We start from the raw sequence: 24,557 nt of genomic DNA, 5'->3' as shown, positions 1-24,557 counted from the left end.
ATGGCCGTGACCGAGGACGTCGTCGCGCGGCTCGCCGATGAGGCGGGGATCGCCGCGGACTACACCGACGCCTTCGGCCAGCGCGTCGAGACCCCGCTCGACGTGCGCCGGGGGCTGCTCGCCGCCCTCGGGCTTCCCGCCGGCAGCGAGGAGGAGGCGCGGGCGAGCCTCGCCCGCATCCATGCGCTCCGCCACGGCCTCGTGCCGCCCCTTGTCCCGGTCGAGGCGCGCCGCGCCGCGCGGGTGCCGGTCCGGCCCGGCGAGGCCTCCGGCACGGTGAGCTGGCGGATCGTCGACGAGCGGGGCGCCGCCCGGGACGGACGCGTCGCCGTCGCGGGCGAGGGCGAGGGCGCGGCGATCGATCTGCCGCCCCTCACCCCCGGCTACCACCGCCTCACCGTCACCCTCGGCGAGAAGCGCGCCGAGGCGACGGTGATCGCCGCGCCCCAGCGCTGCTGGCGCCCGCGGGCGCTCGGCGACGAGGGCGCCCGGGACTGGGGCCTCGCCGCGCAGCTCTACGGCCTGCGCTCGGAGACCAATCTCGGCATCGGCACCTACGCGGATGCCGGCCGGGCCGCGGCGGATGCCGGCGCGAAGGGCGCCGCGTTCCTGGGGTTGAGCCCGGTCCACGCCCTGTTCGCGACCGACCGGCACAAGGTCTCGCCCTATTCGCCGTCCTCGCGCCTGTTCCTCGAGACCCTCTACATCGATCCGGCCTCGCTTCCGGGCCTTGCCGGCAGCCGGGCCGAGCGCCTGCTCGAGGACGCCGCCCCCGAGATCGCGCGCCTGCGCGACGCCTCCCTCGTCGACCATGCCGGAATCTGGCAGGTGCTGAGCCCGGTGCTCGAAGCGCTGTGGCAGGATTCGCCCGCCCGGGCCGGGCGCGACACCGAGTTCCTGGCGTTCCGCGCCGCGGGCGGTGAGAACCTGGAGGCGCACGCCACCTTCGAGGCCCTGTCCGAACATTTTTCGGGACAGGGCGCCCACTGGCTCGGCGACTGGCCGGAGGCCTACCGCCGCAACGGCACCCCGGAGGTCTCGCGCTTCGCGGCCGGGCACGAGGAGCGCGTCGCCTACCATGCCTGGCTGCAATTCCTCGCCGACCGGCAGCTCGCCCGCGCCGCCGCGCAGGGCCTCGCCTCGGGGATGCGGCTCGGGCTCTACCGCGACCTCGCGGTGGGCGCCGATCGCGGCGGCTCGGAGATCTGGTCGCATCCGGAGCGGTTCGCCGCCGGTCTGTCGATCGGCGCGCCGCCCGACATCCTGGCGCCGAACGGCCAGGATTGGGGCCTGCCGCCCTTCGATCCGCTGGAACTGGAGCGCGACGGCCTCGCGGCGTTCCGGGCCCTCGTCCAGGCCAACATGCGCCATGCCGGCGCGATCCGGATCGACCACGCCTTCCAGCTCGCGCGGCTCTTCCTGATCCCGGTCGGACAGGGCGCCAAGGGCGGCGCCTACGTGGCGATGCCGTTCGACGCGATGCTGGCGGTCCTGCGCCTGGAGAGCCACCGGGCGAAGTGCCTGGTGATCGCCGAGGACCTCGGCACGGCGCCGGCGGGCTTCTCCGACGCGCTGATGCAGGCCGGCATCCTGAGCTACCGCATCCTGTCCTTCGAGCGGGGGGAGGGCGGCGTGTTCAAGCGCCCGGCCGAGTACCCCCGCGACGCGCTCTGCGCCATCACCACCCACGACCTGCCGACCTTCGTCGGCTGGTGGCGCGGGGTCGACACGGAACTCCGCCAGTCCCTCGGCCTCTACGACGCCGAGCGGGCCGGGGCCGAGCGCGAGGAGCGGGTGCACGAGCGCCGGCGCCTGGCCGAGGCGCTGAACCAGGAAGGCCTGATCGCGACGAACGAGGTTCCGGGCGAGCCGCCCTTCGAGGCCGCGGTGCGCTTCCTCGCCCGCGCGCCCTCGGTGCTGACGGCGGTGCAGTACGAGGACATCCTCGGCGAGGTGAGCCAGGCCAACATGCCGGGCGTCACCGAGGGCTACCCGAACTGGCGCCGCAAGCTCGACCGCGACCTCGCGGCGATCGCGGCCCCGGGCGGACCGCTCGCCAAGCTCGCCTCGTCGCTCTCCTCCGAGGCGCGCGGGCCGCGCTCGGGCGCGGCGCGCCTCGCCTCGCCGCCGCCGCGGGCGACCTACCGGCTGCAGTTCCACAAGGACTTCACCTTCGACCACGCGGCGAAGATCATTCCGTACCTGGCGAAGCTCGGCATCAGCCACGTCTACGCCTCGCCGATCCACAAGGCGCGGCCGGGCTCGATGCACGGCTACGACATCGTCGACCATCGCGAGATCAACCCGGAGCTCGGCGGCGAGGAGGCCTTCGTCCGCTTCAGCGACACGCTGAAAGCGCACGGGCTCAAGTTCCTGCTCGACATCGTGCCCAACCACATGGGCGTCGGCGGCGCCGACAACCCGTGGTGGCTCTCGGTGCTCGAATGGGGGGCGCTGTCGCCGGCGGCCGACGCGTTCGACATCGACTGGGGGCGGCTCGGGGCCCGCAACAAGCTCGTCGTGCCCTTCCTCGGCGACCGCTACGGCGAGGCGCTGGAGAAGGGCGACCTGAAGCTCGCCTTCGATCCCGAGGAGGGCTCCCTCAGCGTCTGGCACTTCGAGCACCGCTTCCCGGTCAACCCGCTGAGCTACCCGATCGTCCTCGACCGGGCGCTGGCCGCCCTGCCGGTGGTCGGCGACGAGGCGTCGGCGGAAGTCCTGTCGATCTCCGAGCGCCTGCGCCGGATGGGCGACGAGACCCATCACGAGCGCCTCGCCGCCTTCCCGGAGGAGACGGAGGGGCTGAAGCGGCGCCTCGCCCACGCGGTCTCCGCCTCGTCCGAGCTGAAGGGAGCGATCGACCGGGCGGTGACCCTCGTTAACGGCTTCAAGGGCCATCCCGACAGCTTCGGGGCGCTGCACCGCATCCTGGAGGCCCAGGCCTACCGCCTCGCCCATTGGCGGGTCGCGGCGAGCGACATCAACTACCGCCGCTTCTTCGACGTGAACTCGCTCGCCGGCCTCAAGGTCGAGGACCGGCGGGTGTTCGAGGGCGCCCACGCGATGCTCTTCCGGCAGATCCGCGAGGGGCGGATCGACGGGCTGCGCATCGACCACATCGACGGCCTCGCCGATCCGGCCGGCTACGCGCGGGCGCTCCAGGCGGCTTTGGGCCCCGGCTTCTACATCGTGGTGGAGAAGATCCTGGAGCCCGGCGAGAAGCTTCGCCCGTGGCCGATCGCCGGCACCACCGGCTACGACGTGCTCAACCAGATCGACGGGCTGTTCGTCGACCAGGGCCAGCGCGACGCGGTAGCGAGGCTCTATGCCGGCGCGACCGGCATGGACGAGCCCTATGGCTGGCTCCTGCGCCACGTGAAGGGCGAGATCCTGGAGACGAGCTTCGCCAGCGAGCTGGAGGTGCTGACCTCGGACCTCAAGCAGATCGCCGATGCCGACCGGCGCACCCGCGACTTCTCGGTCAATGCCCTGCGCCAGGCCCTGTCCGAGATCATCGCCCGGTTCCCCGTCTATCGCAGCTACCTGCCCCAGGAGCTCGACGAGAACGAGATCGAGGCGGAGGACCTGAAGCTCATCGGCGACACGGTGCGCAAGGCCAAGCGCCGCTCCAGCCTGCCCGACCGGTCGGTGCACGATTTCGCCGAACGCGTCCTCCTCGGGCGGCTCGACACAGAAGGGCCGGGCCGGCCCGACCCGGAGGCGGTGCGCCGCTTCCGCCGCCGCTTCCAGCAGCTCACCGGCCCGGTGATGGCGAAAAGCCTGGAGGACACGCTGTTCTACCGCTTCGTCGAGCTGCTGGCGCTCAACGAGGTCGGAGGCGATCCCGGCGAGTACGGGCTGACGGCGGAGCACTTCCACGCGCTCCAGGCCGCCCGCGCCCGCGACTGGCCGAACGCGATGATCACCACGGCGACGCACGACACCAAGCGCGGCGAGGATGCGCGCACCCGGCTGCTGGCGCTCTCCGAGATCCCCGACGAGTGGGCGGAGGCCTGGGCCCTCTGGGGCCGGCTCGTCGCCCCGCATCTCTCCGAGGTGGAGGGCGAGGCGGCGCCGGACGCCAACGACCAGTGGATGTTCCTGCAGGCGATCCTCGGCGCCTGGCCGCTGGAGCTGCTGACGCCCGATCCCGACCCGACGGACGTCGAGGCCTTTCGCAAGCGCCTCGGCGCCTATGCAGAGAAGGCGATGCGCGAGGGCAAGCGCCGGTCGAGCTGGGTCAATGTCGACGAGGCCTATGAGGGCGCGGTCGCCAGGCTCTTCGACGTCCTGATCGCGCCGGGCTCGGACTTCCTGCGCGAATTCCGTCCCTTCGCCGAGCGCCTGGCGCGGGCCGGCATGGTGACGGGCCTCGCCCGCTCGGCGCTGAAATGCACCCTGCCGGGCCTGCCCGACATCTACCAGGGCACGGAGTTCTGGGACTTCTCCTTCGTCGATCCCGACAACCGCCGCCCGGTCGACTACGCCGAGCGCGAGGCCGCCCTCGGGCAGGACGCGTCCCTGGAGGACCTGCTGGCGTCCTGGCCGGACGGGCGGATCAAGCAGCGGGTCCTGGCCCGGCTGCTCGCCGACCGCGCCGCGCATCCGGGCTTCTACGCCGAGGCCGACTACGCGCCGGTGGCGGCGGAGGGAGAGGGGGCGGAGCGCGTCATCGCCTTCCTGCGACAGGACGCGACCGCGGGCTCCGAGGCCGGCGACCTCCTCGTCGCGGTGCCCCGCCGCGTCGCCCGGCCGGGCGATCTCGCCGGGTCCTTCGCCGGCACCGCGCTGCCGGTGCCGGAGGGCAGCGTCTGGCGCGACCTGGTGACGGGCGAGGCGATCCGCGCCGAGGGCGGGCGCCTGCCGGTCGAGCGACTCTTCGCGCGTCTGCCCCTGGCGGTTCTGCGCCACTCCGCCAGTTGAGACCCCGGGCTCGCCCGCACCCCGAGGGTGCGGGCGAGCCCGCCTGAGATGATCGAGAAAGAGCAGGCAGGATCGGGCCGATGAACGTACCCCGCACCAGCACCAAGCCGGCGAAGCGCACCCGCGAGGTGACGCCGCTGCCGGCCACCCTGGCGCCGCTGGCGGCCGGACCGCGGATCTACAACCTGTTCCCCCTCCTGGTCGGCCGGGTCTCGGCCTGGACCGCGGAGCTGCCGCGCATCGCCGAGCTCGGCTTCGACTGGGTCTACCTCAATCCGTTCCACGAGACCGGCGGCTCGCGCTCGCTCTACGCCGTCGCCGATCCTGACCGCCTCGACGAGCGCCTGCGCGACCTCGACGGCACGCCGGACGACGAGCAGATCCGCCGCTTCTGCGCGGCGGCGGCCGGGCACGGCCTCAAGATCATGACCGACCTGGTGGTGAACCACGCCGCCAATGACGGGAAGCTCGCCCACGAGCGCCCGGAGCTGTTCGTGCGCGACGCCTCCGGCGCGCCGGTGAGCCCGCACGCGGTCGATCCGGACGATCCCAGCAAGATCACCGTCTGGGGCGACCTCGCCGAGTTCGACTACGTCGAGGCCGGCCCGCGCACGGCGCTGACCGAGCTGTGGAACGGCTACATCGCGCGGCTCCAGGGCCTCGGGGTCGCGGGGTTCCGATGCGACGCCGCCTACAAGGTGCCGCCGGACGTCTGGCGCAGCCTGATCGGCGCCGCCAAGGACCGCGATCACGCCGCCCTCTTCGCCGCCGAGACCCTGGGCTGCACCTTCGAGGAGGCGCGGGCGACGGCGGAAGCCGGGTTCGACTACCTGTTCAACTCCTTCGCCTGGTGGGACCTGAAGGCACCCTGGGCCCTCGAGCAATACGAGCGCCTGCGCATCCTGGCGCCCTCGATCGCCTTCCCGGAGAACCACGACATGCCGCGCCTCGCGGCCGCCCTCCCGGGCGGGCCCGAGGCGGTGGCGAACGAGCTGAAGACCCGCTACGCGCTCGCCGCCTTCTTCTCCGCCGGCGTGCTGATGCCGGTCGGCTACGAGTGGGGCTACGCGAAGGCGCTCCACGTGGTGGACACCACCCCGGAGAGCCGCGAGCACCACACCGGCATCGACATCTCGGGCTACATCGCGGCGGTCAACCGCCTGCGCGCCGACCTGCCGGCGGCCAATGTCGAGGGCGCGCAGTGGCGCCTCTCGGCCCCGGACGCCGCTTACGTGGCGCTGATGCGGATCGATACCGGCCATCCCGGCTCGGCCGAGAACGCCGTGATCGTGCTCCACAACCCGACCGACCGCCCCGTCGCGGTCGATCCGGCGCCGCTGATCGCCGGCACCGGCGGCGAGTTCGGGCCGTTCCAGGACCTGACCCCGGAGGTCGCGCCGCTGGTCTTCCGGGCCGACCAGTCGGTCAGCCTGGAGCCTCGCACCGTCCGCATCCTCGCCGCCCGCCGCATCGGCGCCGTGCGCCGGCCGCGCCGCTCGACCCCGAACGGCGAGGGGCGGGTGATCATCGAGGCCGTGAGCCCGGAGATCGACGGCGGCCGCTCGGCGATCAAGCGCGTCGTCGGCGACCAGGTCCATGTCGAGGCGGACATCTTCACCGACGGGCACGACGTCATCAACGCCGCTGTCCTCTCACGGCTCGCCGGCGAGACCGAGTGGCGCCGCGACCCGATGCTGTTCGTCGACAACGACCGCTGGCACGGCCATTTCCCGCTCACCCGGAACGCCCGCTACGAGTACACGGTCGAGGCGTGGCGCGACGACTTCTCGTCCTGGCTGCGAGGTCTGGAGAAGAAGCGCAATGCCGGTGTCGACGTGCGGCTCGAGACGCAGGAAGGCGTCGGCCTCGTCCGGCGCGCCGCTTCCCTGGCGGAGGGCAGCGACGCCGCCGCGCTGAACGCCCTCGTGGCGGCTCTCGAAGCCGACGAGCCCGGATCCGCCGCCCAGCTCCACCGCCTTCTGGAGCAGACGGCGCTGATCCACCGCAACTCGGAGCGGGCGAACCTCTCGCGCTACCCCGTGGTGCTGGAGGTGGTGGCCGACCGCTTGGCGGCCCGGTTCTCGGCCTGGTACGAGATCTTCCCGCGCTCGCAATCCGGCGACCCGAGCCGCCACGGCACCTTCGACGACGTCATCGCCCGGCTGCCCGAGATCCGCGAGCTCGGCTTCGACGTGCTCTACTTCACGCCGATCCACCCGATCGGCCGCACCAACCGCAAGGGCAAGAACAACTCGCTGAAGGCCAAGGAGGGCGATGTCGGCTCGGTCTACGCCGTCGGCGCGGAGGAGGGCGGCCACGAGGCGGTGCATCCCGAGCTCGGCACCCTCGACGACTTCCGGCGCCTGGTGGCGGCGAGCCACGCCCACGGCATGGAGGTGGCGCTCGACTTCGCGATCCAGTGCTCGCCGGACCATCCCTGGATCAAGCAGCACCCGGAATGGTTCGACTGGCGGCCCGACGGCAGCATCAAGTTCGCCGAGAACCCGCCGAAGAAGTACGAGGACATCGTCAACGTCGATTTCTACCGCGAGGGCGCGCTGCCGTCCCTGTGGGTGGAGCTGCGCGACATCGTCGTCGGCTGGGTCGAGCTGGGTGTGAAGATCTTCCGGGTCGACAACCCGCACACCAAGCCGATCCCGTTCTGGGAATGGATGATCCGCGACGTCAACGACCGCTACCCGGACGTGCTCTTCCTCGCCGAGGCCTTCACCCGGCCCAAGATGATGAAGAAGCTCGCCAAGGCCGGCTTCCAGCAGAGCTACACGTACTTCACCTGGCGCAACACCAAGGACGAGCTGGCCGCCTATTCGACGGAGCTGGCCGGCGAGATGGGCGAGTATTATCGCCCGAACTTCTTCGCCAACACACCGGACATCAACCCGGTCTTCCTCCAGACCAGCGGCCGCCCGGGCTTCATCATCCGCGGCACGCTGGCCGCGACGCTGTCGAGCGTCTACGGAATCTATAACGGCTTCGAACTGTGCGACGCCGCGCCGGTGCCCGGCAAGGAGGAGTACCTCGACTCCGAGAAGTACGAGCTGAAGGCCTGGGACTATTACCGCCCCGGCAACATCCGCGACCACATCATCGCGCTCAACCGCATCCGCCGCGAGAACCCGGCCCTGTGGGATTTCCGGAACGTAGTCTTCACCCCGGCCTGGAACGACCAGATCCTGGCTTACCTGCGGATGACCCCGTCCGGCGACAACGCGGTGTTCTGCATGGTCAACCTCGACCCGCGCAGCCGCCAGGAATGCACCTACGAGGTGCCGCTCTGGCAATTCGGGCTGCCGGACGACGGCGCCGTCGAGGTCGAGGACCTGCTCCAGGGCTACAGGTTCGAGCTGCGCGGCAAGACCCACCGCATCGCCCTCGATCCGGCCGAGCGCTCGGTGGTGATCTGGCGGCTGCGCCGCCCCGACCGGCTTGCGGCGGCCGGCGGCGCGTGGCAGCACGGGGGCGCCTCGTAGAGCTCTCCCGGTGCGGGCGGTCCGCCCGCCCGCACCGGCGGGCTTCGAGGCCCCGAACTCTTCCCCGGCGCCCCGCGTTGAAGCTCAAGCACCGCGACAGCCGCCAGCCCGGCGCCACGACCCGATCGAATGAGGCTTTGACGCGATGATCGATCGCAGCGATCCGCAATGGTACCGTGACGCCATCATCTACCAGGTCCACGTCAAGTCCTTCTTCGACGCGAACAACGACGGCATCGGCGATTTCGACGGCCTGACCGCGAAGCTGGACTACATCCGCGACCTCGGCGTCACGGCGATCTGGGTGATGCCGTTCTATCCCTCGCCGCTGCGGGACGACGGCTACGACATCGCGGATTACCGCGACATCAACGCCTCCTACGGCACGATGGACCAGTTCCGCACCTTCGTGCACGAGGCGCACGAGCGGGGCCTTAGGGTCATCACCGAGCTCGTCATCAACCACACCTCGGACCAGCATCCCTGGTTCCAGCGCGCCCGCACCGCTCCCAAGGACTCGGAGTGGCGCAACTTCTACGTCTGGTCGGACACCGACGAGAAGTACACCGACACCCGCATCATCTTCCTCGACACCGAGGCCTCGAACTGGACCTGGGACCCGGTCGCCAAGGCGTATTACTGGCACCGGTTCTACTCGCACCAGCCCGACCTGAACTTCGACAACCCGCAGGTGCTCGAGGCGGTGATCGAGGTGATGCGCTACTGGCTCGACATGGGCGTCGACGGGCTTCGCCTCGACGCGATCCCGTACCTGATCGAGCGCGACGGCACCAATTGCGAGAACCTGCCCGAGACCCACACGGTCATCAAGAAGATCCGCGCCGCCCTCGATGCCGGCTATCCCGACCGCATGCTGCTCGCCGAGGCCAACCAGTGGCCGGAGGAGACCGCGCAGTATTTCGGCGACGGCGACGAATGCCACATGGCGTTCCACTTCCCGCTGATGCCGCGGATGTACATGGCGATCGCGCAGGAGGACCGGCACCCGATCACCGACATCATGCGGCAGACGCCGGAGATCCCGGAGGGCTGCCAGTGGGCGATCTTCCTGCGCAACCATGACGAGCTGACGCTCGAGATGGTGACCGACAAGGAGCGCGACTACCTCTGGACCTTCTACGCCGCCGACCGGCGCGCCCGCATCAATCTCGGCATCCGCCGCCGCCTCGCGCCGCTGCTCGAGAACGACCGGCGCAAGATCGAGCTGATGAAGTTCCTGGTCCTCTCGATGCCCGGCACCCCGGTGCTGTATTACGGCGACGAGATCGGGATGGGCGACAACATCTATCTCGGCGACCGCGACGGCGTGCGCACCCCGATGCAGTGGTCGCCCGACCGCAACGGCGGCTTCTCGCGCTCCGACCCGGCCCGCCTGTTCCTGCCGACGATCCAGGACCCGATCTACGGCTTCGACGCCGTCAACGTCGAGGCCCAGGCCCGCGCGCCGACGAGCCTGCTCAACTGGACCCGGCGGATGATCGCGATCCGCAACAACCACGTCTCGCTCGGGCGCGGCACCTTACGGTTCCTGTATCCCGACAACCGCAAGGTCCTGGCCTGGATCCGCGAGCACGACAACGAGCGCGTGCTCTGCGTTGCCAACCTGTCGCGGGCGCCCCAGGCGGTGCAGCTCGACCTGTCGGACCTGCGCACGGCGGTGCCGGTGGAGCTGACCGGCGGCACCTCGTTCCCGCCGATCGGCGACCTGCCGTACCTGCTCACCATGCCGGCCTACGGCTTCTACTGGTTCTCGCTCTCCACCGCGCATGCCGGCGCGATGGGTCCGGCGCCTGAGGCGCCGGAATTGTTCACGCTCGTCCTCACCGGCGGCGTCGAGACCCTGATCCGGGGCCGCGAGCGCCAGGCCTTCGAGCGCACGGTCGCGCCGCGCTTCATCGGCTCGCGGCGCTGGTTCGGCGCCAAGGGCTCGCGCATCCGCGGGGTGGAGGTCGTCGACAGCGCGATCCTGCCGCGGCTCGAGGGCTCGAACGGCTTCCTGCTGCCGCGCCTCGCGGTCTCGCTCGGCAACGGCGAGACCCAGGACTACTTCGTGCCGCTTGCCGTCGACGAGGGCCGCGAGGACGAGTCGCTGATGGACCACGCGGTCGCCCGGGTGCGCCGCGGCCCCCGGATGGGCCTCCTCTACGGCGCCGCCTCCTCGCCCGACTTCGCCCTCGCGATCGTCGACGCGATCCGCCACAACCGCGAGATCGCCTCCGAGAAGGGCCGCATCCGGTTCCAGGCGACCTCCCTGTTCGACCCCGAGCTGGAGCTCGACCCGGCCGATATCCGCCGGCTCTCGGCGGAGCAGAGCAACACCTCGATCGCCTTCGGCTCGCGGGCGATGCTCAAGCTCCTGCGCCGGCTGCAGCCCGGCGTGCATCCGGAGATCGAGGTCGGCCGCTTCCTCACCGAGCAGGCGGGCTTCAGGAACACGCCGGCCCTCCTCGGCGTGGTCGAGCATGTCGGGCCGGACGGCGCGACGACGGCGCTCGGCCTGCTCCAGGCCTTCGTGCGCAACCAAGGCGACGCGTGGACCCTGATGCTCGAATACCTGCGGCGCGACCTCGACGCGATCGTGCTGGTGCCCGAGAGCGAGGCTCCGGCGCCCGCCGACGCCTTCGCCACGCACCTGCGCTGGGCCGGCCTCCTGGGCCAGCGCACCGCCGAGATGCACCGGGCGCTCGCGACCGAGACCGATGACCGGGCCTTCGCGGCCGAGCCGTTCACGGCCGACGACCTCGCGGCGCTCGCCGCCGACACGCGGCGCCAGGCCGAGAAGGCGCTCAGGGCCTGCGGGGCCCTCGGCTTCACGGCGCCGGAGAGCGCGCAGGAGGCGGCGGCCGCGATCGTCGCCGCCAAGGCGGAGATCGAGGCGCTGATCGCGTCCCTGAGCCGGGGCGAGCCGGCGGGCGCCCACCGCACCCGCATCCACGGCGACTACCATCTCGGCCAGGTCCTGGCCTCGCAGGACGACCTCATCATCGTCGACTTCGAGGGCGAGCCGTCGCGGCCGGTCGACGAGCGGCGGGCGAAGACGACGCCGCTGCGCGACGTCGCCGGCATCCTGCGCTCGCTCGCCTATGGCGGCGAGACCGTGACCCGCGAGGTCTCCTCGCGCTTCGCCGAGGCCGGCGAGCGGGCGAAGGCCGCCGTCGCGGCCTGGCGCGAGATGGTGAGCGGCGCCTTCCTGGAGGCCTACGCCGCCACGGTGCGGGGCAGCCGTGCCGCCGTCACCGACGAAGGCACGCATGACCGCCTGCTGCGCCTCTGCCTGCTGCAGAAGGCGCTCTACGAGATCGATTACGAGGCCAACAACCGCCCGGACTGGATCGAGATCCCGGCCCGCGGCGTGCTGGCCATCCTGGCCGACCAGAAAGGTGCGTGACCCATGGACGACGAGACCAGCGCCCGGAAGGCGGCCGCTCGCCGGCGCCAGACCGACCGCAGCCCCGACGCGAGCGTGACCGAGACCGTGACGACATCCGGCGAGAAGGCCGGCAAGTCCGGCGGCAAGGCGGCGCTCAAGGTCAAGGCCGCCCTGGTGGTGCCGGTCACGGCAGGCGCCAAGTCGGCGACTGACTCGGCCACGCACTCGGGCAAGGGCGCGGGCAAGAAGGACGGCGGCGTCAAGAAGGCGGACAAGAAGGCGCAGGCCGCCGCCAAGGCGGCGATTCCCCGCAAGCCCGGCAAGCCGGTCTCCCTGCGGGTCGCCGCCATGCAGGCCGCGGCCTCGCCCCGCGTCTCGGGCCCCGTGCCGAACCGGCCCGCCCGGCCGCCGGTGCCGGGTCGCGCCTACGCGGTCCATCCCGACGCCGTCGAGGCGATCATGCGGGCCGAGCACGGCGACCCGTTCTCGGTGCTCGGCCCCCACGAGACCGGCGAGGGGCAGTGGGAGGTGCGCGCGGTGCTGCCCGAGGCCCGCGCCGCCACGGTGGTGATCGACGACACCCGCGTGCCGATGGAGCGGCGCCACCCGGCCGGCTTCTTCGTCGCGACCTTCGCCCACCCGCAGCGGCCCGACTACCGCATCGCGGTTGAGGGCTGGGACAACACCGAGCGCACCCGGCGCGACCCCTACGAGTACGGCGCCACCCTGACGCAACAGGAGATCGGACTCCTGCGCGACGTCGGCAACGACGCCGTGCACCGGGTGCTGGGTGCGCAGGCGGTCGAGATCGGCGGCACGCCGGGCTTCCGCTTCGCGGTCTGGGCCCCCAACGCGCGCCGCGTCTCCGTGGTCGGCGACTTCAACGACTGGGACGGCCGGCGCCACCCGATGCGGCTGTGGCAGGATGGCGGCGTCTGGGAGCTGTTCATCCCCGAGTTGAAGAAGGGCGGCCACTACAAGTTCGAGATCCGGGGCCCCGACGGCGCGCTCCTGCCGCTCAAGGCCGATCCGGTCGCCTTCGCGGCGCAGCAGCCGCCCGAGACCGCCTCGCGCCTCGAGGGCCTGCCGTCGCCGGCCTGGCGCGACCAGGCCTGGATGCAGAGCCGCAACGCCCTCGACCACCGCCACGGCCCGATCTCGATCTACGAGGTCCATCTCGGCTCCTGGGCCAGGGTGCCGGAGGAGGGCAACCGCTACCTCACCTATCGCGAGCTCGCCGCGCGCCTGATTCCCTACGCCAAGGAGATGGGCTTCACCCATATCGAGCTCCTGCCGATCACCGAGCACCCGTTCGACGGGTCCTGGGGCTACCAGCCGGTCTCGCTCTACGCGCCGACCAGCCGCTTCGGCTCGCCGGAAGACTTTTCGGAGTTCGTCAACGCCGCGCACGAGGCCGGCATCGGCATCCTGCTCGACTGGGTGCCGGGCCACTTCCCCCTCGACGCCCACGGCCTCGGCCAGTTCGACGGCACCCACCTCTACGAGCACGCCGACCCGCGCCAGGGCTTCCACCAGGACTGGGGCACCTACATCTACAATTTCGGGCGCACCGAGGTCTCGGCCTTCCTGGCCTCCAACGCCCGCTTCTGGCTCGAGCACTACCACCTCGACGGCCTCAGGGTCGATGCGGTGGCGTCCATGCTCTATCTGGATTACTCGCGCCGGGCCGGCGAGTGGATCCCGAACCAGTACGGCGGCAACGAGAACCTCGACGCGATCAACTTCCTGCGCAAGACCAACGAGGCGACCTACAGCCATGCCCCCGGCACGATGACGGTGGCGGAGGAATCGACCTCCTGGCCGGGCGTCTCGCACCCGACCTATACCGGCGGCCTCGGCTTCGGCTTCAAGTGGAACATGGGGTGGATGCACGACACCCTGCGCTTCATCTCGAAGGAGCCGATCCACCGGCGCTACCACCACCACGACCTGACCTTCGGGCTGCTCTACGCCTTCTCGGAGAACTTCATCCTGCCCCTGTCCCACGACGAGGTGGTGCACGGCAAAGGCTCGCTGCTCGGCAAGATGCCGGGCGACCGCTGGCAGAAATTCGCGAACCTGCGCGCCTATTTCGGCTTCATGTGGGGGCATCCCGGCAAGAAGCTGCTGTTCATGGGCGGCGAGTTCGGCCAGGAGCGGGAGTGGAACCACAACCAGAGCCTCGACTGGCACCTGCTTGAGGATCCGTTCCATGCTGGCCTCAAGGCGCTGGTGCGCGACCTCAACCACCTCTACGTCTCGACGCCCGCCTTGTACGCGCGCGACACGGAGGCCGCCGGCTTCCAGTGGCTGGTGGCGGACGATGCCGAGAACAACGTCATCGCCTGGGCCCGCAAGGGCCGCGAGCCGGGCGAAATCGCGATCGTCGTGTCGAACTTCACCCCCGTGGTGCGTCACGGCTACCGCATCGGCGTACCGATGGGCGGGCACTACCGCGAGGCGTTCAACTCGGATGCCGAGGGCTATGGCGGCAGCAATGTCGGCAATTACGGCGGGGTCGACGCGGTGGCGGACGCCTCGCACGGGCAGGACCACTCCCTGACCCTGTCGCTGCCGCCGCTCGCCACCCTGATCCTGGTGCGGCAGGGGTGACGACGTGAGAAGACAATCAAGATTGTGATGCCGGATCCCCTCTCCCACGCGGGAGAGGGGATCCGGCACCTCTCTTGCCAAACGCCGCGCTCACCAAAAAAATACACACCTCACCGAGATGTTGACGGACGTCGACATCATCGCAGCATCTTCGGCCAGAAGCGCTTAACCGAGAAACTGGAAGTCGCTTCGGCCCCCCGGTCCCGGTCTGCTATGCACGACATGGCGATCGGGAAAGGGACGTTCATCCCATGCTGACGGCGTTGTCCAAGCAGTTGATGCCGCCATGGATGCAGTCCATGGCGCGGCGAGCCAAGTTGGAACGCTCGCTCAAGACCTTCGAGCGGCGGGTGGTGACGCATCGCTTCGGCGGGATCGCCCTCACGGTCAGCCTCTGCGATCCGGTCGCTGAGGAATGGTACGATCACGATTCGGGCAGCCTCGCCGAGATCACGTTCTTCAAGGAGAGCGGGGCGCTGAAGGACGGCGCCGTGGTCTTCGACCTCGGCGCCCACCAGGGCGTCGTCGCCCTGCAACTCGCCACCCATGTCGGGCCGACCGGCCGGGTCGTGGCCCTGGAGGCCAATCCGCACAACGCGCGCGTCGCGAACGAGAACGTCGCCCTCAACGGCGCCCGCAACCTGACGATCCTGCATGCGGCCGCGGCGAGCCAGGACGGCACGCTCGAATTCAACGAGAGCCTGAACGGCCAGGTCGACGGCGGCGCCGGCACCCATGGCAAGATCCGGGTGACCTGCCGCTCGATCGACAGCCTGGTTCAGGATTTCGGCACGCCGGACATCGTCTACGTCGACGTCGAGGGCTTCGAGTGTGCCGTGCTGGAGGGCGCCGGCGCGTCGCGGGACCGGATCCCGAACTGGTTCGTCGAGGTCCATGGCGGGGCCGGACTGGAGAAGTTCGGCGGTTCGGTCGACACGCTGCTCGGCTACTTCCCGGCCGACCGGTTCAAGCGCCATTTCTGCCGCTCGGACGAGGGGCCGTTCCTCCCCCTGAGCGAGACCGGCTCGCTCGAAGGCACGCGCTGGTTCTTCATCGCGACGCGGATCTGACGTGCTCGCGCTCCGGCTTGCGCCGCAGCGCCCCGCTTGCGATGCCTGGGCCTCCCGTCCCGTCCGGTGAGACTCACAGCATGACCGTCACGCCCCTGCCCGACACGATGCCGCCGGTGAGCCGCGAGGCGGCCGGGGTGCTGCCGAGCGGCATCGGCGAACTCGTGGCCTACGGCTTCGACCGGCCGGGCCTGATCCCGCTCTGGGTCGGGGAGGGCGACCGGCCGACGCCGGCCTTCATCGCCGAGGCGGCGCAAAGGGCCCTTCGCGACGGCGCCACCTTCTACACCCGCATGCTCGGCATCCCGGCTCTGCGCGAGGCCCTGGCGGAGTACGTCTCGCGGCTCTACGGCGATCCGGTCGGCCCCGAGCGCTTCTTCGTGACGGTCGGCGGCATGCATGCCTTCCACACGGCGATCCGCCTCAGTGCCGAGCCCGGCGACGAGGTGGTGCTGCCGACCCCGACCTGGTCGAACTTCTTCGGCGCGGTCGCGATGCAGGGCGCGCGGCCCGTCCCGGTCCCGATGCAGTTCGACGCGAACGCCGGCTGGAGCCTCGACATCGCGCGGATCGCCGCCGCGATCACGCCCCGCACCCGGGCGATCGTGCTCAACACCCCGGCGAACCCGACCGGCTGGGTCGCGACCCGGGCCGACCTCGAGGCGGTGCTGGCCATCGCCCGGCGGCACCGGCTCTGGATCATCGCCGACGAGATCTACGGCCGGTTCTGCTTCGATCCGGCGCACGAGGCCTTGGGCCGGGCGCCCTCGATCCGAGACGTGTGGCAGCCCGAGGACCGCGACCGGGTGCTGTTCGTCCAGACCTTCTCCAAGAACTGGGCGATGACCGGCTGGCGGGTCGGCTGGCTCGAAGGACCGGAATCGATCGGCCGGATCGTCGACGGCCTCGTGCTCTACGGCACGTCCGGCGTCGCCACCTTCCTGCAGCACGCCGCCGTCACGGCGATCCGGGACGGCGAGGCACTCGTGGCCGAGCAGGTCGCGCAGGCCCGCGCCGGCCGCGACATCGTCAGCGGCGCGCTCGGCGCCGTACCGGGCGTCGAGCTGCCGGCCCCGCCCGGCGCCTTCTACGCCTTTCCGCGGGTGCCGGCCGAGCCGGACGACCGGCGGCTCGCCAAGCGCCTCGTCGACGAGGCGAATGTCGGCCTCGCCCCCGGTTCGGCCTTCGGCCCCGGCGGCGAGGGTTTCCTGCGGCTGTGCTTCGCCCGCTCCGCCGCCGATCTCACCGAGGCGATGCGCCGGATGGTGCCGGTGCTGACCCCGGGCCGCTAAGCAGGTTTCGCAGAAGTGGCCGCCGATCTTGCGATAAAGACCTGCGGCAAAACAGAAACCTCAGCGGACGAAGCGTTGGCCTGTCAGCGCCAGTCAGCTCAGATCACCGGCAGCCCGCGCTGCTTGGCCTCCTCGGCCGGCTCGACGTGGATCGCCACGACGGCGCCCTCCACCGCCCCCTCGATGGCGGATTCGAGCCGGTCGCAGATGGCGTGGGACTCGGCCACCGTCATCTCGCCCGGCACGACGAGGTGGAAGTCGATGAAGGTGGCCTGGCCCGCGTGGCGGGTGCGCACGTCGTGGGCCTCCAGCGCGCCCGCGCCGTGCTCGGAGATCAGCCGGCGGATCTGCGCCACCATCTCGGCCGGGGCGGCCTGGTCCATCAGGCCGTTGACCGAATCCCGCACCATGCCCCAGCCCGACCACAGGATGTTGAGCGCGACCAGGACGGCGATCACCGGATCGAGCACCAGCCAGCCGGTGAGGGTGGCGAGGCCGAGGCCGAGGAGCACGCCGCCCGAGGTGACCACGTCGGCGAGCACGTGCTTGCCGTCGGCCACCAGGGCCGGCGAGCGCCAGTCCCGGCCGCGCCGCATCAGCATCACGCCCCAGACCAGGTTGATCACGGTGGCGACGCCGTTCACGGCGACGCCGACCAGCGGCGCATCGATGGGCTTCAGGTCCTGGAGGGCGCCGTAGGCGTCGCGCAGGATCATCACGGCGGCCACGATGATCAGCGCCCCCTCGATCACCGCCGAGAAATACTCGGCCTTGTGGTGGCCGTAGGGATGCTCCTGGTCGGCGGGCTGGGCGGCGACCCGCAGGGCGACGAAGGCCGTCATCGCCGCCACCACGTTGATGATGCTCTCGAGCGCGTCGGAATAGAGCGCGAGGCTGCCGGTGATCCACCAGGCGCCGAACTTGAGCCCGAGCACCAGGAGCCCGAGCCCGGCGCTGGCGAGGGCGGCGGCTTGCGCACGTTCCATGACGGTCTTCCGAGAGACGAGGTCGTGCCGCGCGCGAGGAGCCGCAGCCGCGGCGCTGCGCCGCCCCCTTAAGGCGGCGCGCCGCGGAAGGCCACGGCACAGGTCATAGCCCGGGCTAAGAGGTCGGGTGCGGGCTATTCCGTTGGGGAAGATCTCGGTCGGATCAGGTGGTGGCGGGCCGGGCGGTCGTGCCCCTCGCCTGCTCGCGCAGGCGGCTCACCTGGGCCCGCGCCCGGGCTGCCGCCGCCTTGCTGGCGTAGCGGCGCTGCATGAATCCGAAACGGGCCGAGGCTGCGAGCGTCTCGAGCCGCTCGGCCTCGCATTCCCACCAGACGACGAGCTCGGCATCGAGGGTCGGATGGCTGGCCATGACGGGGGACTCCGCGACGATCGTAAGACGCCGCACCAGATGGGGCGCCGGGGCGCGGCGCGCCATGCCCTCTCGATCATGCCCTCTCGATCATGCCCTCTCGATCCTGGCCCCTCGACCATGCCCGCCTGATGCCATGCCCCATTGATCCGGCGGCGGATTCCTGGCTGAAGGGCGCCCATGCGCGTGGACCTGTTCGATTTCGACCTGCCGGAGGACCGCATCGCGCTCCGGCCCGCGGTGCCGCGGGATGCAAGCCGCCTGATGCTGCTCCACCCCGGCTCACCGCCCGAGGACCGCATCGTACGCGAGCTGCCGGGCCTGCTGCGGCCCGGCGACGTGCTGGTGTTCAACGACACCCGGGTGATCCCGGCCCGCCTGCACGGCCTGCGCCACCGCCCCGAGGGCGGCGCGGTGCGGATCGAGTCGATGCTTCACCTCCGGGAAAGCCCGGATCGCTGGCGCGCCTTCGCGCGCCCGGCCAAGCGCCTGCGGGTCGGCGACCGGGTCAGCTTCGGCCAGGCCGGCGAGGGCGGCACGTGCGCGCTCACCCGCCTCGACGCCACGGTCGTGGCGCGCGGGGAGGGGGGCGAGACGACCTTCGCCTTCGATCTCGCGGGGCCCGCCCTCGACGAGGCGGTGGCGGCCTTGGGCGAACTGCCGCTGCCCCCCTACATCGCCGCCAAGCGCCCGACCGACGCGCAGGACGCGGCCGACTACCAGACCGTCTATGCCCGCGAGCCCGGCGCCGTGGCGGCGCCGACCGCCGGCCTGCACTTCACGCCCGAGCTTCTGCGGGCCTGCGCCGCCGCCGGCCTGGCGCAAGTGCGGGTGACGCTCCATGTCGGCGCCGGCACCTTCCTGCCGGTGAAGGCCGACGACACCGACGGGCACCGCATGCACGCCGAGGTCGGCGAGATCGCGCCGGAGGCCGCCGAGGCCCTGAACCGGGCACGGGCCAATGGCGGACGCATCGTCGCCGTCGGCACCACGGCGTTGCGGCTCCTCGAGAGCGCGGCCGATCCCGACGGCACGATCCGGCCCTGGACCGGGGCCACCGACATCTTCATCACCCCGGGCTACCGCTTCCGCACGGTCGACGTGCTGATGACCAACTTCCACCTGCCGCGCTCGACGCTGTTCATGCTGGTATCGGCCTTCGCCGGCCTGGAGCCGATGCGGGCGGCCTACGCGGCGGCGATCGCGCGGGGCTACCGGTTCTACTCCTACGGCGATGCCAGCCTGCTCTTCCGGGCGGAGACGCGATGACCGACCAGTTCAGCTTCACGGTCGCGGCGACCGACGGGTCCGCCCGCACCGGCGAGATCCGGATGCCGCGGGGTGTCATCCGCACCCCGGCCTTCATGCCGGTGGGCACCGCCGGCACAGTCAAGGCGATGTATCCCGAGCAGGTGAAGGCACTCGGCGCCGACGTGGTGCTGGGCAACACCTACCACCTGATGCTGCGCCCCGGCGCGGAGCGGGTGGCACGGCTCGGCGGGCTGCACGCGATGATGCAGTGGCCCTACCCGATCCTGACCGATTCCGGCGGCTTCCAGGTCATGTCGCTGGCGGGCCTGCGCAAGCTCGACGAGACGGGCGTGCGGTTCCAGTCGCATCTCGACGGCTCGACGCATCTCCTCAGCCCCGAGCGCTCGATCGCGATCCAGGGCCTGCTCGGCGCCGACATCCAGATGCAGCTCGACGAGTGCGTGCGCCTGCCCGCCCCCGAATCGGCGATCGAGAGCGCGATGCGTCTGTCGCTCCGCTGGGCCGAGCGCTGCCGCATCGCCTTCGGCGACCAGCCCGGACGGGCGATGTTCGGCATCGTCCAGGGCGGAGACATCCCGGGCCTGCGGGTCGAGAGCGCGAAGGCGCTGGTCGAGCTCGACCTCAAGGGCTACGCCATCGGTGGGCTTGCGGTCGGCGAGCCGCAGGCGACGATGCTGGCGATGATCGAGACCGTCGAGCCGCACCTGCCGACGGAGAAGCCGCGCTACCTGATGGGGGTCGGCACGCCCGACGACATCGTGCAGGCGGTAAGCCGCGGCATCGACATGTTCGACTGCGTGATGCCGACCCGGGCCGGCCGCCACGGCATGGTCTATACCCGCCACGGCCGCCTCAACCTGCGCAACGCGCGCTTCGCCGAGGACAACGCCCCGCTCGACCCGGAATCGACCTGCCCGGCGGCGAATCTTTACACCAAGGCCTACCTGCACCACCTCGTCCGCGCCGGCGAGATCCTGGGCATGATGCTGCTGACGTGGAACAACCTGTCCTACTACCAGGATCTCATGGCGGGCCTGCGCCGCGCCATCGCGGCCGGGCGCTTATCCGACTTCATCGGCGAGACCCGCGAGGGCTGGGAGAAGGCGGAGCGCGACCGGGCGGCGTGACGGATCAACGCTCCGGCCGACGCGGCGCGGCGAGCACCCGGTAGAACCCGTCCGGGTCGTCGCGGCCCTCGTCCACCGCCCGCCTCAGGGCGGCCACCACCCGGCCGGCGATCGGCAGGCGGTAATGCAGGGCATCCCAGTAGTTGGTGTCGTCCCGCGTCACCGCCGAGGGAATGCGGAAATCGACCAGCGTGGCGCCGTGCCGGCGGGCGATCGCCGCCACCCGCGCCTTGCAGGCCGCTTCCCGTGCCGCGGCGGGGCTGCCCGGCCGCGGCTGTGCCGCGACGTTCACCGGCATGAAGGCGACGAGCTTCAGGCCATCGGCGGGCACGAGGCCGAGGAGCGCGTCGAGCCAGGCGAGCGCCGGCGTGGCGGGATCCGCCTCGGGCGCTCCCTCCGGGACGGGCGCGTCGCCGTGGATATGCGCCGCCGCGCGGGCGGCGTCGTAGCGCGAGTCCGGCGGCGTGAAGATCTCGTAGCCGTCCTGGCGGATCCGCACCGGCATCCGCCCGAGACGATGGAGCAGCACCCGGCCAGCGACCTGCACGCTCTGCAGGTTCCACTGATGGAGGAAGGCGATCGTGCCGGGCGTCGCCTCGTAGAGCCAGGGTGGGAAGGCCCGGAAGGTGAGCCGCCTCACGTCGGCGTCGGCCTCGCACCATGGTCCATCAATCCCGAACAGCACGGACTTGGCCGGTGCCCGCGTGAGAAAGAGGCGGGCGAGCTGCATCTGCTCCCAGGGTGTCGCCGCGTTCATCGCCAGATTGGCGAAATGCCCGCCGAAGGCCCGACCGAGGGCGTCCGGGTCGAGGAGGCGGGCGGTCGAGGTGCCGAACACCGCGGAGTCGTAAGCCCCGCCGCGCACCACCTGCGGGTACATGAACCGCTGGTTCAGATCCATGATCGGCCCCGGCGCCCGACCCGGCGCGGCCCGCAATCCGTAAGGGTCCAGCGCGGCCACGAAGGCGAGAACCAGAAGGCCCACGACCGCCGCCGCGCCGAGGAGGAGACCGGCGAAGCGGCGCCAGGGGTCAGGGCCGGAGCCTCGGCCGGACGCGGCAGGTGTTGCAGAATCGGTCGACATCGGGCCGCGCGGCTGTGGGCCGCCCTGGTCTCCCGGTTGACCCGGCCGCGTCAACCCCCTATGTCCGCGACTGCTCCGAACAGGACAGGGCCGGCCTACCAGCGCCGTGCCGTCATCCCCAGGAGCGGGCGCGTAGCTCAGCTGGTAGAGCAACGGACTTTTAATCTGTAGGTCCTGGGTTCGAGTCCCAGCGCGCTCACCAGAACCAACAAGAATGGCAAGGCCTTATCCGATCTGGCCGCTGGCCCGGTCCGACCGGTGGTTCCGCGATCGGCCGGCCCGTCTCCGAATGCCACGCGGACGACCCCGCCCCGGCCCGGTCTTCCGGTCGGTCCGGCGGACGGTATCGGCCTCTACTGTCCCGATCGTCACGCAGCGAAACGCTCGAGCGCTGCACGGCGTTCGTCGGCCGCGTCGGAACTCAGGCCCGCCATCTCGGGTGGGACATGCAGCAGCTCCTCGGGCTCACGTCCAGGTTCGATCATCATCACGATCGGCCCATGCCCAAGTCAGATACACGAATCATCGTCGATCAGCCGCTCGAGTGAAAGCGCTCTTGTTTAACATGATTGAGCTTCTGGTTCGAACTTGTTGCTCACTCGCCATACATCTTTTTAAGACAAGAAAGATTCCAATTTGATCTATCCAGGAAAAAATCATCAATATCTCCATGTTTTTTCATGTTTTCGATGTGTGATACAAAATATCCGCTCTTCTCGAACAAATCCTCATAAGAAATCACATAGCGATTTGACAAAAACTTTAGTATGTTTCCGGCTTCATTGTCAGAGAACGGCTTTATCGTGTCAAGGTGAATTACGTCTTGACCGGAGATGCCAGAAAACATGGTTCCCTTTTCCGAGACGACCCTTTTGCCAGTTAAAGCTGCGGACAGCGCAACTTTCGAACCTATAGTAATAACTGCGTCAACGCACTCTAAGAACGCCTCCGAACTAAACTGCTTGAGCTCGTCCGGAATTGTAAAAATATTTGAAAAATCGGAACTCAATCGCGAATCAAGCTCCGAACACCTGCCCATATCAGGATGGTACGTAGCAACCGCAATCCAATCTGACGGCAATTTATGGAGGGTCCGCATCATGAACGACGTTGTGGAAGCCCCTCCGGCGGCGCCGGAAACAATAATGCTATTGTGCGGCTGGTTTGCTATCAAGGCAACGTTTTTTCCCTGCCTCTTTCTGTCTATCCATTCTTTAAAATATGCAGATGCGTCGCTCTTTTGTGGCATGCGATGATTGTACATCCCAAATAACTCTAATATATTGGATGTATACTTACTATCGTAGTTGATAATGTCAGAAATTCGCCGATTGAGGATCGAGCGCACCTGATGACTATTGTGCTCGAAGTAAAAATTATCTTTCCCGTTCCATCTTGGCAACGGCCCCCGCTCGCAAAATAATACAAGCTTATCATTAGAGAATTTCTCGAGTGTCGAATTTTGCGTGAAGCATACAATTACATCAGGCGCAAACTCTCTCTCGATGTCTTGAAATATCTTGTCGACGGTATAAACAGGCTCTCCGCCAAAGAACAGATTTTTTGCATAGAGATTAAAGTCGAAATTAAATTGCTCAAGTATATCAACTTCATTTACTAATTTTCGATAGGTTGATATTTGTCCACCGTATGATAACCATCGGTTATACTCCCGGAAAAGACTTTCGTTTGTAGCGATTCCAAATTTTATATTATCGAACTGATTAGCATTGATTATGCAGCGAATAATATTCATGATTGGACTAAAAAATAAATGATTATCCTGAAATGAAACTGGCTCTACATAAAACAAAATATTCACCTCATCCTCCATATGTTTACATTTACAGGATGAAATCTATGCTAATTTATTTCCGAGTATTTTTCTAATATTACCTAACGATATTAGTAAATTAATCATTTAGGAGTTGCACATTCATTCGTTATTTTGTCATTACATACCGCACTGCATAATAATTGCTCAAATATATATCTTGATTGATCGATTATTGCCAGGCAATTACATTTAAATACAATAAGTGACGGTTTAAAAAGCAGCGACACTGAAGATATTTGACATGATAATGCATTATGCTTACCTTTTTGATGTCGCGAGAGGGGTGGAGATCTCTGCTAGATCCGAATCCCCTGGGGCAACCAAGGAATCAGAAATCCATTCGTTGCGCAATAGGCCGTTTTGTTGTCACTTGATCTTGTCGCCGTGGGTGACGTACCGGACGGATGGTCGTCGGCGACTGTCTGAGGGATTGGAGCTGCAATGATCAACCCCGACCCTGAGCGAACCCCGGTTGACCGACGAGATGATGGCCCTGCCTGGGTGCAAACGCCTGCTGCCCCTCATCCCGGCCGGTCTCGTCGTCGATCAGGTCGACCTCGCGCCTGACCAGATGATCATCCGCACCGCTCCCCGTTCAGCCGCCACCCGGAGTGCGGGGATCCCTCGACTCGATCCCATGCGCGCCATGTCCGCATCCTGGCGGATCGTCCCTGGCAAGGCCGACGGGTCGTCGGTGCGGTCCGGACGCGACGATGGCACTGCCCCGCAGCCATCCCGCAGCACCATCTCCGGCCTCGTGCTTAGTGGCGCGGCCGGCGTTCGCCTGGCGGCAGGAACTGGCCGCCCGCCAGCGCCGATATGCTCCTGCGCCTCGTGCGAGGTCGCGTGCCCGCTATGAACGGGGACCGACTTTCATGTCCGCTTGGGCACCGGCCGCTGGCTGCATCCCATCGCGCCGGGGTGAGGAGGTGATCATTGTGTCGTTCGACGAAGCGTAAGCGCTCGGTGACGGCCGCCTTGTGCCTGTAGTGCTTTGCTCTGGATACAGTCACTGGCGTCAGATTGATCAGCCCCCACGAGGTGGCCCGAGTGGAATGTTAGTGGACCGTGGGCCTTTCCACCACGGGTAGCTTGGCCGGC

The 24,557-nt window shown here is 68.9% G+C and carries 12 protein-coding genes and 1 tRNA gene; 9 read left to right on the top strand and 4 right to left on the bottom strand.

From position 1 onward, the window contains the following. The 6 genes from EU555_RS31040 (at window position 1) to EU555_RS31015 (ending at window position 16,780) form a co-directional block, all read left to right on the top strand. A complete protein-coding gene (locus EU555_RS31040; protein WP_135419199.1) occupies window positions 1-4,923 on the top strand; it encodes a malto-oligosyltrehalose synthase in 4,923 nt (1,640 codons plus the stop codon). A gap of 80 nt (window positions 4,924-5,003) precedes the next feature. Then, entirely contained in the window at window positions 5,004-8,414 is a 3,411-nt protein-coding gene (locus EU555_RS31035) for a maltotransferase domain-containing protein (protein WP_135419198.1), read from the top strand. Between the two features lie 145 nt (window positions 8,415-8,559). Further along, window positions 8,560-11,823, top strand: a complete 3,264-nt coding sequence (gene treS, locus EU555_RS31030; RefSeq protein ID WP_135419197.1) for a maltose alpha-D-glucosyltransferase — start codon at window positions 8,560-8,562, stop codon at window positions 11,821-11,823. Window positions 11,824-12,264: 441 nt separating this feature from the next. Beyond that, complete coding sequence (gene glgB, locus EU555_RS31025) at window positions 12,265-14,418, top strand: 1,4-alpha-glucan branching protein GlgB (RefSeq protein ID WP_245524581.1); 2,154 nt, start codon at window positions 12,265-12,267, stop codon at window positions 14,416-14,418. 299 nt (window positions 14,419-14,717) lie between these two features. Further along, window positions 14,718-15,488, top strand: a complete 771-nt coding sequence (locus tag EU555_RS31020) for an FkbM family methyltransferase (RefSeq protein ID WP_167858721.1) — start codon at window positions 14,718-14,720, stop codon at window positions 15,486-15,488. Window positions 15,489-15,568: 80 nt separating this feature from the next. Then, window positions 15,569-16,780 (top strand): pyridoxal phosphate-dependent aminotransferase, encoded by a 1,212-nt coding sequence (locus EU555_RS31015; RefSeq protein ID WP_135419195.1) that lies wholly within the window; start codon window positions 15,569-15,571, stop codon window positions 16,778-16,780. 98 nt (window positions 16,781-16,878) lie between these two features. Here EU555_RS31015 and EU555_RS31010 read toward each other — a convergent pair whose 3' ends face one another. Continuing rightward, the gene (locus EU555_RS31010; protein WP_135419194.1) at window positions 16,879-17,766 is read right to left on the bottom strand and encodes a cation diffusion facilitator family transporter; all 888 of its coding nucleotides are present in this window, start codon (window positions 17,764-17,766) and stop codon (window positions 16,879-16,881) included. A gap of 163 nt (window positions 17,767-17,929) precedes the next feature. Then, window positions 17,930-18,136 carry a hypothetical protein gene (locus EU555_RS31005; RefSeq protein WP_135419193.1) on the bottom strand — a complete coding sequence of 69 codons (207 nt, stop codon included), beginning with the start codon at window positions 18,134-18,136 and terminating at the stop codon, window positions 17,930-17,932. A gap of 180 nt (window positions 18,137-18,316) precedes the next feature. Between EU555_RS31005 and queA the strand changes: the two genes are divergently transcribed. Then, a complete protein-coding gene (gene queA, locus EU555_RS31000; RefSeq protein ID WP_135419192.1) occupies window positions 18,317-19,405 on the top strand; it encodes a tRNA preQ1(34) S-adenosylmethionine ribosyltransferase-isomerase QueA in 1,089 nt (362 codons plus the stop codon). Further along, window positions 19,402-20,535 carry a tRNA guanosine(34) transglycosylase Tgt gene (gene tgt / locus EU555_RS30995; protein WP_135419191.1) on the top strand — a complete coding sequence of 378 codons (1,134 nt, stop codon included), beginning with the start codon at window positions 19,402-19,404 and terminating at the stop codon, window positions 20,533-20,535. Before queA ends, tgt begins: the two co-directional genes overlap by 4 nt. 4 nt (window positions 20,536-20,539) lie before the next feature. Here the strand turns inward: tgt and EU555_RS30990 are convergent, their stop codons facing one another. Further along, entirely contained in the window at window positions 20,540-21,520 is a 981-nt protein-coding gene (locus tag EU555_RS30990; RefSeq protein ID WP_135419190.1) for a hypothetical protein, read from the bottom strand. 225 nt (window positions 21,521-21,745) lie between these two features. Here EU555_RS30990 and EU555_RS30985 point away from each other — a divergent pair. Next, window positions 21,746-21,821, top strand: a tRNA-Lys gene (locus EU555_RS30985). Between the two features lie 393 nt (window positions 21,822-22,214). Here EU555_RS30985 and EU555_RS30980 read toward each other — a convergent pair. Beyond that, a complete protein-coding gene (locus tag EU555_RS30980) occupies window positions 22,215-23,441 on the bottom strand; it encodes a hypothetical protein (protein WP_135419189.1) in 1,227 nt (408 codons plus the stop codon). Between the last annotated feature and the right edge of the window lie 1,116 nt (window positions 23,442-24,557).

The organism is Methylobacterium nonmethylotrophicum, from assembly GCF_004745635.1.
GTDB lineage: Bacteria > Pseudomonadota > Alphaproteobacteria > Rhizobiales > Beijerinckiaceae > Methylobacterium > Methylobacterium nonmethylotrophicum.
The sequence above is the reverse complement of the archived record's forward strand: the minus strand, read 5'-3'. Positions and strand labels throughout refer to the sequence as shown.